Below are 12,755 nucleotides of genomic sequence, written 5' to 3'. Positions count from 1 at the left end.
CGATCAACCCCTCCCGTGCGTACGGGAGGATGGCCGGGCGAGTCGTCAACAGAAAACTTTGGGGAGGCGAGACTTCGTGTCCGCGAACAGCTTCGGCGCCCGTGACACACTGCGCGTGGGTGACGCGTCGTACGAGATCTACCGGCTGGACAGGGTCGAAGGGTCGGCGCGCCTCCCGTACAGCCTGAAGATCCTGCTGGAGAACCTGCTGCGCACCGAAGACGGCGCGAACATCACCGAGGCCCACATCAACGCCCTCGGCCAGTGGGACCCGTCGGCCGCGCCGAGCGTGGAGATCCAGTTCACCCCGGCCCGCGTGATCATGCAGGACTTCACCGGCGTGCCCTGCGTCGTCGACCTGGCCACCATGCGCGAGGCCGTGCGCGACCTCGGCGGCGACCCGGCCCGCATCAACCCGCTGGCCCCCGCCGAGATGGTCATCGACCACTCGGTCATCGTCGACTTCTTCGGCGGCCCCGACTCCTTCCAGCGCAACGTCGAGAAGGAGTACGAGCGCAACCACGAGCGCTACCAGTTCCTCCGCTGGGGCCAGACCGCCTTCGACGAGTTCAAGGTCGTGCCCCCGGGCACCGGCATCGTCCACCAGGTCAACATCGAGCACCTCGCCCGCGTCGTCATGATCCGCGACGGCAAGGCCTACCCCGACACCTGCGTCGGCACCGACTCCCACACCACGATGGAGAACGGCATCGGCGTGCTGGGCTGGGGCGTCGGCGGCATCGAGGCCGAGGCCGCGATGCTCGGCCAGCCGATCTCGATGCTCATCCCGCGGGTGGTCGGCTTCAAGCTGACCGGCAAGCTCCCGGCCGGCGCGACCGCCACCGACCTGGTGCTCGTCATCACCGAGATGCTCCGCAAGCACGGCGTCGTCGGCAAGTTCGTCGAGTTCTACGGCGAGGGCGTCTCCTCGGTGCCGCTGGCCAACCGGGCCACGATCGGCAACATGAGCCCCGAGTTCGGCTCGACCTGCGCGATCTTCCCGATCGACCAGGAGACGATCAACTACCTGACCCTGACCGGCCGTACCGAGGAGCAGATCGCCCTCGTCGAGGCCTACGCCAAGGAGCAGGGCCTCTGGCTCGACCCCTCCGCCGAGCCCGAATTCTCCGAGTACATCGAGCTCGACCTCGCCACCGTGGTGCCGTCGATCGCCGGGCCGAAGCGCCCGCAAGACCGCATCTCCCTCAGCGAGTCGAAGGACATCTGGCGCCGCGACGTGCGCAACTACGTCGCCGACTTCGACGGCGACGGCGTCGACGAGGCCGTCGAGGAGTCGTTCCCGGCCTCCGACGCGCCCGCCTCCAACGCCCGCGCCGGCGCGCCCCGCCCCCACAAGGCCGTGAGCGTCACCCTGGCCGACGGCACCGCGTTCGAGATCGACCACGGCGTCGTCACCATCGCCGCGATCACCTCGTGCACCAACACCTCCAACCCCTACGTGATGCTCGGCGCGGCGCTGCTCGCCCGCAACGCGGTCGAGAAGGGGCTGACCCGCAAGCCGTGGGTGAAGACCTCGCTCGCGCCCGGCTCCCAGGTCGTCACCGGCTACTTCGAGCGTTCGGGCCTCCAGCCCTACCTCGACAAGATCGGCTTCAACCTGGTCGGCTACGGCTGCACCACCTGCATCGGCAACTCGGGCCCGCTGCCCGAGGAGATCTCGGCCGCGATCCAGGCCAACGACCTCGCCGTCACCGCCGTGTTGTCGGGCAACCGCAACTTCGAGGGCCGCATCAACCCCGACGTGAAGATGAACTACCTGGCCTCGCCGCCGCTGGTGGTCGCCTACGCGCTCGCGGGCACCATGGACCTCGACCTGAACAACGAGCCGCTCGGCACCGGCTCCGACGGCCGGCCGGTGTTCCTCAAGGACATCTGGCCCGAGCCCGAAGAGGTCTCCCGCGTCGTCGCCGAGTCGATCGGCCAGGACATGTTCCTGCGCGACTACGCCGACGTCTTCAAGGGCGACGAGCACTGGCAGTCGCTGCCGATCCCCACGGGCAACACCTTCGAGTGGGACCCGGCCTCGACCTACGTGCGCAAGGCCCCCTACTTCGAGGGCATGCCCGCCAAGCCCGAGCCGGTCACCGACATCAGCGGCGCCCGCGTGCTGGCGGTCCTGGGCGACTCGGTCACCACCGACCACATCTCCCCGGCGGGCTCGATCAAGCCCGGCACCCCGGCGGCCGACTACCTCAAGGAGAACGGCGTCGAGGTCAAGGACTTCAACAGCTACGGCTCCCGCCGCGGCAACCACGAAGTCATGATCCGCGGCACCTTCGCCAACATCCGGCTGAAGAACCTGCTGCTCACCGGCGTCGAAGGCGGCTACACCCGCGACTTCACCCAAGAGGGCGGCCCGCAGTCGTTCATCTACGACGCCTCGGTCAACTACCAGGCCGCCGGCACCCCGCTCGTCGTCCTGGCGGGCAAGGAGTACGGCTCGGGCTCCTCGCGCGACTGGGCCGCCAAGGGCACCGCGCTGCTCGGCGTCCGCGCCGTCATCGCCGAGTCCTACGAGCGCATCCACCGTTCGAACCTGATCGGCATGGGCGTTCTCCCGCTCCAGTTCCCCGAGGGCGAGACCGCGTCGTCCCTGGGCCTGACCGGCGAGGAGACCTTCGAGATCACCGGCGTCGAACAGCTCAACCAGGGCCACACCCCGGCGACCGTGACCGTCCACGCGGGCGACAAGCAGTTCGAGGCGATCGTCCGCATCGACACCCCCGGCGAGGCCGACTACTACCGCCACGGCGGCATCATGCAGTACGTCCTCCGCTCCCTCCTGGCGAAGTAACCACCGAGAAAGCCGCCCGGCCGATCCGGGCGGCTTTCCCTTTTCAAAAACCTTCTCCCGTTACGGCTTCGCCCACCCCGGCCCCACCCACCGCCGAGGGTCCGCACCGCCCCGGCGCCAACCTCCGCTCCAAGCTCGCGCCGCAACGCCGGAAATATCCGGCCATGACACCCGCCGCACCCGGCGCCGAGATGCCAGCGCAGCCAGCCCGCAGCCAACGCACCCATCTCGCGGCGTGATGCAAAGCACGGGCACGTCACCCGCCGCCGCACCCGGCGCTGGCCACCGCCCCGCGCCGCGACGCTAGAGAAGCCGGCCCGCTTTCGCACCCACCTCGCGGTGCGATGCAAGGCACGGGCACGTCAGCCGCCGCGCTCGGTGCTGGCCACTGCCCCGCGCCGAGAGGCCCGCCCGGTGTTCCTGCGCCCGTCTCGCGGCGGGATGCAAGGCATGGGCGCGTCAGTCGCCGCCGCACCCGGCACTGGCCGGCGTCCCGCGATGTCATGCCAGGCAAGCTCGTCCGTCACTCTCGCGTCCGCCTCGGGGTGATGCAGGGCGCGGGCATGTCTGTCGCCGGGGCACCGGGTGTTGGCCGGAGTCCCGCGCCGCGATGTCAGAGGAGCTCGCCTACCGCCCCCGGCCGCGCTGCGGCGCTAGGCACGGGGCACGTCAGGTGCATCCGGTGTCGGGCGTCGCGTGACCTTATAAGAATGGCTGTTTCGTTGGTCGCCGAAATGACAAAGTTCTTTTTTGCTCGGCGCCGAAATAGTGTGGGCCCGGCTGTCGAACGAATGACGAAATTGCTCTCTCTTGTGGCATGCCGGAGCAATGTGGTCGGGGTTGTTTCGTCTGGCGCCGAATTTGAGGCATTGTGTTTCGGTCTTTCGGTGTGGAGCAAAACGCATGATTTTTTCTCCGCCCCGTGTAACTCTCCGCAACCTCACCGGCCGAAAGTTGAGTACTCTACCTGCGGCGTAGGCCATCCGCAACAGAGTTCCGTAACCTGCGGTAGCCTGCGGCCGAAATAACCCAACGCGCACACCCGATTCCCGCCTGCATTCGAATCCCCGCCATAACGGGGTCGCCGGGATTATGAATGACACGTACCGTAATTGGACATTCAAACGCCGCCGAGTACCGTACTGATCAGTTCCTCCGAAGCCCCGGTAAACGGTCCCAGGACGGTGCGCATGAAACTCCAATACATCGAGTACTGTTTCGCCGATCGCCTCTTCTACGACGAGTCCCACACGTGGGCCGCGACGCAGGCGGGTTATCGGCAGGCCGGGGAGGCGGCCCCGGAAGGCTGGGTGACCGGGCGCAAGGGGCCCTGGTTCAACGTCATGTGCGCCTCGGTCGTGTTGCCGCCCCAGGGGTGGAAGATCCACGTCTCGGCACGGCGGGAGAACGCCCAGGCGGTGCTCGACATCGTGAGCCGCTACTGCCTCGACGAGCGGGTCAGCTTCAAGTTCCTCGTGAGCGAGGCGGCCTTCATCGGGCGCAACCTCAAGTACGCCGACCGAGGCGGCAGCGGCAAGTTCATGACGATCTACCCGGCCGACGACGACCAGCTGCGGAAGATCCTCGACGAGCTCGGCCCCCAGCTCGAGGGCATGGGCGGGCCCTACATCCTGTCCGACCTGCGCTGGCAGGAGGGGCCGCTCTACCTGCGCTACGGCGGCTTCGTCGAGCGTATGACCCGCAACGAGCTGGGCGAGCCGGCGATGGCGATCGAGGACCCCGACGGCGAGCTCGTCGTCGACAAGCGCGACCCGGTCTTCTACGTGCCCGACTGGGTGTGCCCGCCGGCCTGGCTGGTGCCTCACCTGGAGGAGCGGCAGTCGAACGAGGCGCCGGCCGACTTCCCGTACGAGATCGAGTCGGCCATGCACTTCTCCAACGGCGGCGGGCTCTACGTCGCCGTCGAGAAGGCCACCGGCCGGAAGGTCGTGCTGAAGGAGGCCCGGCCCGGCGCGGGGCTCGACCAGAAGGGCCGCGACGCGGTCAGCCGGTTGAAGCGCGAGCACGAGTTCCTCGGGAAGCTGGCCGACCTCGACGCGGTGGTCGACGTCTACGACTACTTCCAGCTGTGGGAGCACCACTTCCTCGTCCAGGAGCTGGTCGACGGCGTCACGTTCAACAAGCGCATGATCCTGAAGGCGCCCCTGATCAAGGCCGACCCGAGCGAGGAGGAGATCGCCGAGTTCACCGCGTGGGCGATCGACACCACCGACCAGATCGTCGAGGTGGTCGGCCGGCTGCACGAGCGCGGCATCGCGTTCGGCGACCTCCACCCGAACAACGTGATGATCACCGAGGACGGCAGGGTCAAGCTCATCGACTTCGAGCTGTCCACCTACGCCGCCGCCGAGCAGCGGATCGGCATGGGCGCGCCCGGCTTCGTGCCGCCCGACCAGCGCGACGCCCTGGCGGCCGACCGCTACGCGCTGGGCTGCCTGAAGGTCGCCCCGTTCGTGCCGCTGACCGTGCTGTTCACCCTCGACAGCACCCGCGCCGAGGCGCTCGTGCGGTTCGTCGAGGAGCGGTTCCCGGTGCCGGCCGGCTGGGGCGCGCAGGTGCTCGACCTGCTCGACCTGGGGCCGTCCGACTTCGCCGGCACGCCCGAGCAGATGGCCCGTTCGGCCCGGCTGATCGAGAGCGGCGACTGGCCGGCCATCGAGGACTCCCTGGCGAAGACGGTCTGGGCCAGCGCCACGCCCGACCGCGACGACCGGCTGTTCCCCGGCGACGTCGAGCAGTTCAACCTCGGCGGCCTCGGCTTCGGCTACGGCGCGGCCGGCGTGCTCTACGCGATGGCGAAGTCGGGCTACGGCCGCCGAGAGGAACACGAGGAGTGGCTGCTCAGGCGGGTGCGCGAGCACCAGGGCCTGCACCGGCTCGGCCTCTACGACGGCCTCCACGGCATCGCCTACGCCTTCGAGGAGATCGGCAACCGCGACGCCGCCCTGGAGGTGCTCGGCGTCATCGAGCGCAGCGGCACCCCGCAGATGGCCGACGAGATCATGACCGGCGTCAGCGGAGTGGCGCTCACCCAGCTCTACTTCGCCCGGCGGCTCGACGACCCGGGCCGCCGCGACCTGGCCGTGAAGATGGCCGCCGACCTGGCCGACCGGCTGCGCCACGATCCCCCCAAACCGGTCGACGAGACCGGCCGCCACCGCAAGGCCGGCCTGCTTCATGGCACCTCGGGCTCGTCGCTGCTGTTCACCCGCCTCTACGAGGAGACCGGCGACCCCGCCCACCTCGACGCCGCCGAGCACGCCATCAGGCTCGACCTCGACTGCTGCACCACCACCGAGGGCGACTCGCTGCTGGTCGACGAGGGCTGGCGGCTGATGCCCTACATCGGGCTCGGGTCGGCCGGGGTCGGGCTGGCGCTGGCCGAGCTGCTGCGCCACCGGCGGCGCGACGACCTGCTCGCCTCACTCGACGGGCTGCGCCGCGCCGGGCACGCCGAGTTCCACATCTGCCCGATGGTCTTCTACGGCACGGCCGGCCAGATGGGCTTCCTGAACCACCTGCGCGACCACTACCCCGGCGACCCGACCCTCGACGACCTGATCGCGGTCAAGCGCGAGCGGCTGAAGCTGCACATGGTCGGGCTGCGGGGCGAGGTGGCCTTCCCCGGCGACCAGCTGATGCGGCTGTCGATGGACTTCGGCACCGGCGCCGCCGGCATCCTCCACGCGCTCGCCGCGCTCCGTGACCCCTCCCTTGAGCTGCTGCCCTTCCTGCGGCCGTTCACGGCGAGGTGACCCCACCGCTCCACCCGTCACAGAAAGGATCACCCCGATGGCCTTCGTCCTCGACCTCCAGGCCCGCGAGGTCTCCAAGGAACCCGCCCAGCTCATGGGCCCCTCCAGCCTCAGCCCCTCGTTCTGCATCAGCGGGCTGACCCTCTTCCTCTGCTGACCAGAAGGGAACCGCCATGTCCTACGTCCTGAACCTGCAGGGCATCACCGCCGAGGCCGCCGAGCAGAGCGCGCTCATGCCGAGCACGCCCAGCCTGTCGCTCTGCTTCTCCAACTGGAGCATCTCCATCTGCTAGCGAAAGCGAGGCACCACCCATGGGTTACGTCCTGAACCTGCAGACCACCACCCGTTCGGCCCACGCCGACCGCAACGCGGCGTTGTCGTTCTCGACCAACAGCTGGATCAACTGCCAGAGCGGCGCCAGCCTCTTCCTCTGCCCCTGGACCTGAGACCCCGAGAAGGGAACCCCACTCATGAGCTACGTCCTGAACCTGCAGGCCACCAAGGTCGCCGCCGAAGCCCCCGGCGACGGCGCCGACTCGTGGCTCAGCTTCCTGAGCCCCGTCACCTGCTTCTCGACCACCAGCCTCGCCCTCTGCTAATCCATCTCCCTCACCAGAAAAGAGAAGACCATGGGATACGTCCTCAACCTCCAGGGCCAGGGTTCCGGCGACGCCGGCGCCGGACCGAACAGCATCTACAGCACCGTCAGCGCCGGCGGGATCTGCCTCGGCAGCACCGCGAGCTTCTCGGCCTGCCTGACCACGAGCACCGCGAGCCTCGTCGTCTGCATGTGACGTGACGTGACCGACAGCGTGAGCCGGGGCGACCGTAACGCCCCGGCTCGCGCCGCTACCGGAGGACATCTCATCATGCCGCGCACCCCTGCCGACCGGCTGCTGATCGAGACGGTGACGGCCAACCCGGCCTGGAGCGTCGTGCTGCTGCTGCTCGACCTGAGCCGCTCGGCCGCCGCACTCGCCCTGCCGGCGCTGCTCGCCGCGGCCGTCGACGCCCAGACCACCGGGGGTGACCTCGGCACCGTCGGCCTGCTGGCCGGACTGGTCGCCGTCCTGATCCTCCTTGACATCGCCAGCCTCCTCGTGTCGCCATGGCATGTCAACACGCTCGTCCTGGGCCTGCGCCGTGACCTGCTCGGACACGTGCTCCGCCTCGGGGTGCGCGACCGCGCGGCGTTCTCGACCGGCGACCTGACGACCCGGCTCCTGACCAACACGGGCGAGGTCGCCTCGGTGGTGCCGCTCGCCGCCGGTTGGATCGGGTCGCTGCTGATGTCGGGCGGCGCGCTGGTCGCGCTGGCCCTGATCGACTGGCGGTTGTGCGTCGCCTTCGCGGTCGGCGCGCCGGTCGTGACCCTCATCATCCGCTTCTTCGTCGGGCGCGCCTCGCCGCTGATGACCGACTACATGACCGTCCAGGGCTCGATCGCGGGGCGGCTGACCGAGGTGCTGACCGGCCTGCGCAGCGTGCGCGCGGCCGGGGCCGAGCGCCGCGAGATCGACCGGGTGCTCACCGGCCTGCCCGAACTGCACCGCGCCGGGCGGGCGTCGTGGGCGTTGCAGGGCCGGCTGAACCTGCACGCGTCGCTGGTGCTGCCGCTCATCCAGGTCGCGGTGGTCGCCACCGCCGGATACACGCTGCTGGCCGGTGAGCTGACGCCCGGCCAGTTCGCCGCCGCGACCGCCTACGCCGGCATGGCGTTCGGCCTGTTCAACCAGGCCAACGCCTTCATGGCGCTGGCCCAGGCGCGGGCCGGCGCCCGCCGCCTCGCCGAGGTGCTGACCGTCGGCGCGACCGCGCGGGGCGCCCGGGAGCTGCCCGCCGGTCCCGGAGAGCTGACCTTCCGGGGGGTCTCGGTTCCCGGCGGGTACGCCGACCTGACCGTCCCCGGCGGCGCGATGGCTGCCGTGGTGGGGGAGTCGGGCGCCGGCAAGTCGACCCTGCTCCAGCTCGCCGGGCGCCTGCTCGACCCCGACGAGGGCGAGGTGCTGCTCGACGGCGTGCCGCTGCGCGACCTGTCGCCGCCCGCCCTGGCCGATGCGGTGAGCTGGGCCTTCGAACGCCCCGCCTACCTGCCGGGCACCGTCGCCGACGCGATCGGCTTCGGCTCCCCCGGCGGGGTGCGGGAGGCGGCGCGGCTGGCGCGGGCCGACACGTTCGTGCGCCGCCTGCCCGCCGGATACGACACCCCGTGCGCCGACGCGCCCCTGTCGGGCGGCGAACGGCAGCGGCTCGGCCTGGCGCGGGCGCTGGCCCGCCCGGCCCGGCTGCTGATCCTCGACGACGCCGTCTCCAGCGTCGACAGCGTGACCGAACTGCACATCAGCCACGCCCTCGCGGCGCATCCGGCGACCCGGCTGGTGGCCACCCACCGCGCCTCGCTGGCCGCCCGCGCCGACCTGGTCGTCTGGCTCGACGGCACGGGCGTGCGCGCCGTCGCCCCCCACGCCGACCTGCTCGAACAGGCCGACTATCGCGGCCTGTTCGGCGCGGAACGGGAGCCGATCCATGTCTGACACCGGGCGCGACACCGGGTTCCGGCTGCTCGGCCGGTCGTTGCGGGCCAGGAGGCGGGAGCTCGTCCTGCTGGCGGTCTGGTCCGCGGTCGAGGCGCTGCCCGCGATGGCGTCGGGCCTGTTCATGGCCAGGGCCGTCGACCGGGGGTTCCTCGCCGGTGACCTGGCGACCGGCTTGTGGTGGCTGGCGGGGGTGCTGGCGGCCTACTCCGTGGGGGCGGTCGCGTCGCGGTTCACCTATCCGCTGCTGGGCGCGGTCATCGAGCCCCTGCGTGACGACCTGCTGCGGGCGGTGGTGGCGGGCCTCGTCCACGGGCCCGAACACGCGCTGCCCGACGGGGCCTCGACCGCGCGCGTCACCCAGCAGGTCGAGTCGGTGCGCCGGACCGTGACCGCCCTGCTGAACGGGCTGCGCCGATTCGTCTTCACCACGGCGGCGGCGGTGTTCGGGCTGAGCGCGCTGGCCGGGGAGATCGTCTGGGTGACGATCCCGCCGGTGCTGCTGTCGGCGGCGCTGTTCGGGCTGCTGCTGCCGAGCCTGGCCCGGCGGCAGCGGGCCGCGCTGACGGCGGGGGAGCGGGTCTCCGCCGACGCCGCCGCCGCGTTCGCCGGGCACCGCGACATCGCCGCGTTCGGCCGCGCCGGCGAGGTCACCGCCGAGGTCGGCGCGGCCATGACGGTCGAACGGCACGCCCAGCAGCGCATGGCGCGGGCGCTGGCCGCCCGCAGCGTGGTCACCGCGATCGGCGGCTACCTGCCGCTGTTGTCGCTCATCGTCGCCACGCCGTGGCTGCTCGGCCGGGGGCTGACCGTCGGCCTGGTCATCGGCGCGGCGACCTACCTGACCATGCACCTCGACCCGGCCATGAAGACCCTCACCGACCTGGTCGGCGGCTCGGGCCTGCAGCTCTCGGTGACGCTCGGCCGGCTGACCGAGACGATCAGGGCGGTCCCCGCCGCCCCGCCCGCGACGACCCCGGCCCCCGCGACGGCGGACGTGCGCGCCGAACGGCTCACCTTCGCCTACGACCCCGGCGCCGAGCCCGTCCTGCGCGACCTGAGCTTCCACGTCCCCGACGGCGGCCACCTGGCCGTCATCGGTCCCAGCGGCATCGGCAAGTCCACCCTCGCCCTGCTGCTGGCCGGGCTGGGGGCCCCCGACGGCGGGCTCGTCACCGTCGGCGGGCGGCCCCCGGCCCGCGACCACGTCGCGCTGCTGCCGCAGGAGTCCTACGTTTTCACCGGCACCTACCGCGACAACCTCCGCTACCTGCACCCGGAGGCCACCGACGCCGACCTGCTCGACGCGGCCCGCGCGGTCGGCGCCGGCCCGCTGGTGGAGGGCGGCCTCGACGCCCCGCTCGACCCGGGCGCGCTCTCGCTCGGGCAGCGGCAGCTGGTCGCCCTCGCCCGCGCGTACGTCAGCCCGGCCCGGCTGGTCGTGCTCGACGAGGCCACCTGCCATCTCGACCCCGCCGCCGAGGCCCGCGCCGAACGGGCCTTCCGCGAGCGGCCCGGCACGCTCGTCGTGATCGCGCATCGGGCCGCCTCGGCGCTGCGGGCCGACGAGATCCTGCTGCTCGACGGCGCGCGGGCGTGGTCGGGGCGGCACGAGACGCTGGTCGCCGAGTCGCCGCTCTACGCCGAACTCGTCGGGGCTCAGACCTCGCCGGTGTGCTGAACGGCCCACACCGCCAGCTGGGTGCGGTCGCGCAGGCCGAGTTTGCGCAGGCAGCTGGAGATGTGGTTCTTGGCGGTGCCGGTGGTGATGTGCAGCTTCCTGGCGATGTCCCGCGTCGAGGCGCCCTCGCCGACCAGCTGGGCGACCTCGAACTCGCGCTCCGACAGGGGCGCCGGTTCGTCGTCGCGGGGCGGCTCGCCGGGCAGGCCGCGCAGCGCGGCCACCACCCGTTCGGCGGCCGGGCCGCCGAGCACGGTCTCGCCCCTGGCGGCCCGGCCGATCGCGTCGACGAGCTGGTCGGGGGCGATGTCCTTGAGCAGGTAGCCCTGCGCGCCGGCGCGCAGCCCGCCGAAGATGAAGTCGTCGTCGTCGAAGGTCGTCAGCATCACCGCGGCGACCTCGGGGTGCTCCTCGCGCAGCCGCGCGACGAGCTCCACCCCGTTCATCCTCGGCATCCGCACGTCGACCAGCGCGACGTGCGGGTAGTGCTCCGGCGGCAGCCGGTCGAGCAGGTCGAGCGCCTCCACGCCGTCGTCGGCGGCCCCGGCGACCTCGATGCCGGGCTCGATCTCCAGCAGTTTGCGCAGGCCCTCGCGCATGAGGAGCTGGTCGTCCACGAGGAGCACCCGGATCATGCGGGCACCGTCACGCGGAGGGTGAAGCCCTCGCCGGGGTCGGTGCACGTCTCGACGGTGCCGTCGACCGCCTCGGCCCGTTCGCGCAGGCCGCTCAGGCCGGCGCCGTCGGAGCGGGCCGCGCGGTCGGCGCCCCGGCCGTCGTCGGAGATGACGATGGTCACCTGCTCGGGCGCGCAGTCGAGGGTGACCTCGACGTTCGCCGCCTTGGCGTGCCGCAGCACGTTGGTCAGTCCTTCCTGTACGGCCCGGAAGCACAGCAGTTCCCGGTCGTCGTCGAGGCCGGGCCAGTCGCCGCGCGCGGTGAAGGTCAGCGTGGTGTCGGCGCCGCCGAACGACTCGACCAGGGTGGCCAGCGCCTCGACGCCGCGTTTGCCGTCCATGCGCAGGGGGCGCAGCGCCCTGACCCAGCGGCGCGAGTCGGCCAGCGCCTCGCGGGTGAGGTCCTGCGCCTGGTGGACCTCGTTCCAGGCCTCCTGCGGGTCGCGGTCGCGGTAGCGGCGGGCGTTGCTCAGCCCCAGGTTGATGACGGTCAGGTAGTGGCCGACCGAGTCGTGCATGTCGCGGGCGAGGCGGGCGCGCTCCTCGGCGATGGCCAGCTCGCGGGCCCGGTCGGCGTAGCCGCGCAGTTCGGCGTGGGCCTCCTCCAGCTCGGCCAGCAGGGCGGCGGTCTCCTCCGAGCGGCGGTTGGCCTCGATCATCGCCACCACGACGACCAGGATGATCAGGCAGAGCAGCAGCACGACCGCGCCCGACACGATCGAGGCGACCAGGCTCTGGCCGGGGTTGAGCAGCCCGAGCACGAGGTAGAACAGGCCGGTGATGGCGGCGAAGGCGATGCCGCCGCGCAGGCCGTACACCACCAGCGCGTTGCCGACGGCCACGCTGACCACCAGCAGCGCGGCCACCCCGCCGCCCGAGATGAGCAGCAGGCTCGACGCGAGGAACACGACGGTGGCCGTCTTGCGCAGCGGCGACACCGACGCCTGCCAGGGCAGCAGCGGCCAGAGTAAGCAGGTCAGCGGCAGCGCCACCGCGCTCAGCACGAAGAACGCGCGCATCGGCCCGTCTTCGGCCACGCGGTCGAGCGCGAGCAGGTTGATGCCCACGACCAGCGCGCTGACGAGGGCCGACCCCCAGAAGAAGATCTTGAACACGATCGGGGGGCGACCCTGCGGGAAATTCACCCACGGCCCGACTTGGGCCAATGGCATGACGTCCGGCATAGGCGGAGCATAACGGCGCCCGGGGAGGGGGCACAGGGGAAGAGAAGTGCCCATCTGTGCCTGTTTGCGGCAATGACGATCGTCATG

Annotated in this window: 11 protein-coding genes; 9 read left to right on the top strand and 2 right to left on the bottom strand. The window is 71.3% G+C overall.

Annotated features, from left to right (window positions below):
- Nucleotides 1-76: 76 nt before the first annotated feature.
- The 9 genes from acnA to AW274_RS04025 all read left to right on the top strand — a co-directional run bounded on the left by acnA (nucleotide 77) and on the right by AW274_RS04025 (nucleotide 10,807).
- Nucleotides 77-2,815 (top strand): aconitate hydratase AcnA, encoded by a 2,739-nt coding sequence (gene acnA, locus AW274_RS04040; RefSeq protein WP_062429430.1) that lies wholly within the window; start codon nucleotides 77-79, stop codon nucleotides 2,813-2,815.
- 1,190 nt (nucleotides 2,816-4,005) lie between these two features.
- On the top strand, nucleotides 4,006-6,591 hold the full coding sequence (lanKC, locus tag AW274_RS04035) for a class III lanthionine synthetase LanKC (RefSeq protein WP_062429428.1): 2,586 nt from the start codon (nucleotides 4,006-4,008) through the stop codon (nucleotides 6,589-6,591).
- 37 nt (nucleotides 6,592-6,628) lie between these two features.
- Nucleotides 6,629-6,748: a SapB/AmfS family lanthipeptide gene (locus AW274_RS43125; RefSeq protein WP_425460160.1), complete on the top strand. Its 120-nt coding sequence runs from the start codon at nucleotides 6,629-6,631 to the stop codon at nucleotides 6,746-6,748.
- 16 nt (nucleotides 6,749-6,764) lie between these two features.
- The gene (locus AW274_RS42555; protein ID WP_269750530.1) at nucleotides 6,765-6,884 is read left to right on the top strand and encodes a SapB/AmfS family lanthipeptide; all 120 of its coding nucleotides are present in this window, start codon (nucleotides 6,765-6,767) and stop codon (nucleotides 6,882-6,884) included.
- A 19-nt stretch (nucleotides 6,885-6,903) separates the two neighbouring features.
- Nucleotides 6,904-7,038: a hypothetical protein gene (locus tag AW274_RS42550; protein WP_269750529.1), complete on the top strand. Its 135-nt coding sequence runs from the start codon at nucleotides 6,904-6,906 to the stop codon at nucleotides 7,036-7,038.
- Between the two features lie 24 nt (nucleotides 7,039-7,062).
- On the top strand, nucleotides 7,063-7,191 hold the full coding sequence (locus AW274_RS42545; protein ID WP_269321516.1) for a hypothetical protein: 129 nt from the start codon (nucleotides 7,063-7,065) through the stop codon (nucleotides 7,189-7,191).
- Between the two features lie 30 nt (nucleotides 7,192-7,221).
- Nucleotides 7,222-7,386: a hypothetical protein gene (locus AW274_RS40005; protein ID WP_157519754.1), complete on the top strand. Its 165-nt coding sequence runs from the start codon at nucleotides 7,222-7,224 to the stop codon at nucleotides 7,384-7,386.
- A 75-nt stretch (nucleotides 7,387-7,461) separates the two neighbouring features.
- Complete coding sequence (locus AW274_RS04030) at nucleotides 7,462-9,126, top strand: ABC transporter ATP-binding protein (protein WP_062429427.1); 1,665 nt, start codon at nucleotides 7,462-7,464, stop codon at nucleotides 9,124-9,126.
- Nucleotides 9,119-10,807: an ATP-binding cassette domain-containing protein gene (locus AW274_RS04025; protein WP_062429426.1), complete on the top strand. Its 1,689-nt coding sequence runs from the start codon at nucleotides 9,119-9,121 to the stop codon at nucleotides 10,805-10,807. Before AW274_RS04030 ends, AW274_RS04025 begins: the two co-directional genes overlap by 8 nt.
- On the opposite strand, the gene AW274_RS04020 is transcribed toward AW274_RS04025, so the two are convergent.
- Nucleotides 10,786-11,442, bottom strand: a complete 657-nt coding sequence (locus tag AW274_RS04020) for a response regulator (protein WP_062429425.1) — start codon at nucleotides 11,440-11,442, stop codon at nucleotides 10,786-10,788. The genes AW274_RS04025 and AW274_RS04020 overlap by 22 nt on opposite strands.
- Complete coding sequence (locus AW274_RS04015; protein WP_083973816.1) at nucleotides 11,439-12,599, bottom strand: sensor histidine kinase; 1,161 nt, start codon at nucleotides 12,597-12,599, stop codon at nucleotides 11,439-11,441. The genes AW274_RS04020 and AW274_RS04015 overlap by 4 nt, the downstream gene beginning before the upstream one ends.
- Between the last annotated feature and the right edge of the window lie 156 nt (nucleotides 12,600-12,755).

It is taken from the genome of Herbidospora daliensis, from assembly GCF_001570585.1.
Lineage (GTDB): Bacteria > Actinomycetota > Actinomycetes > Streptosporangiales > Streptosporangiaceae > Herbidospora > Herbidospora daliensis.
The sequence above is the reverse complement of the archived record's forward strand: the minus strand, read 5'-3'. Positions and strand labels throughout refer to the sequence as shown.

What these genes read in the sequence shown, in the direction of transcription:
- AW274_RS43125 (WP_425460160.1), top strand. Translation starts at nt 6,629, where the DNA reads ATGGCCTTCGTCCTCGACCTCCAGGCCCGCGAGGTCTCCAAGGAACCC.
- AW274_RS40005 (WP_157519754.1), top strand. Translation starts at nt 7,222, where the DNA reads ATGGGATACGTCCTCAACCTCCAGGGCCAGGGTTCCGGCGACGCCGGC.
- AW274_RS42550 (WP_269750529.1), top strand. Translation starts at nt 6,904, where the DNA reads ATGGGTTACGTCCTGAACCTGCAGACCACCACCCGTTCGGCCCACGCC.
- AW274_RS42555 (WP_269750530.1), top strand. Translation starts at nt 6,765, where the DNA reads ATGTCCTACGTCCTGAACCTGCAGGGCATCACCGCCGAGGCCGCCGAG.
- AW274_RS42545 (WP_269321516.1), top strand. Translation starts at nt 7,063, where the DNA reads ATGAGCTACGTCCTGAACCTGCAGGCCACCAAGGTCGCCGCCGAAGCC.
- AW274_RS04020 (WP_062429425.1), bottom strand. Translation starts at nt 11,442, where the DNA reads ATGATCCGGGTGCTCCTCGTGGACGACCAGCTCCTCATGCGCGAGGGC.
- AW274_RS04025 (WP_062429426.1), top strand. Translation starts at nt 9,119, where the DNA reads ATGTCTGACACCGGGCGCGACACCGGGTTCCGGCTGCTCGGCCGGTCG.
- AW274_RS04030 (WP_062429427.1), top strand. Translation starts at nt 7,462, where the DNA reads ATGCCGCGCACCCCTGCCGACCGGCTGCTGATCGAGACGGTGACGGCC.
- lanKC (WP_062429428.1), top strand. Translation starts at nt 4,006, where the DNA reads ATGAAACTCCAATACATCGAGTACTGTTTCGCCGATCGCCTCTTCTAC.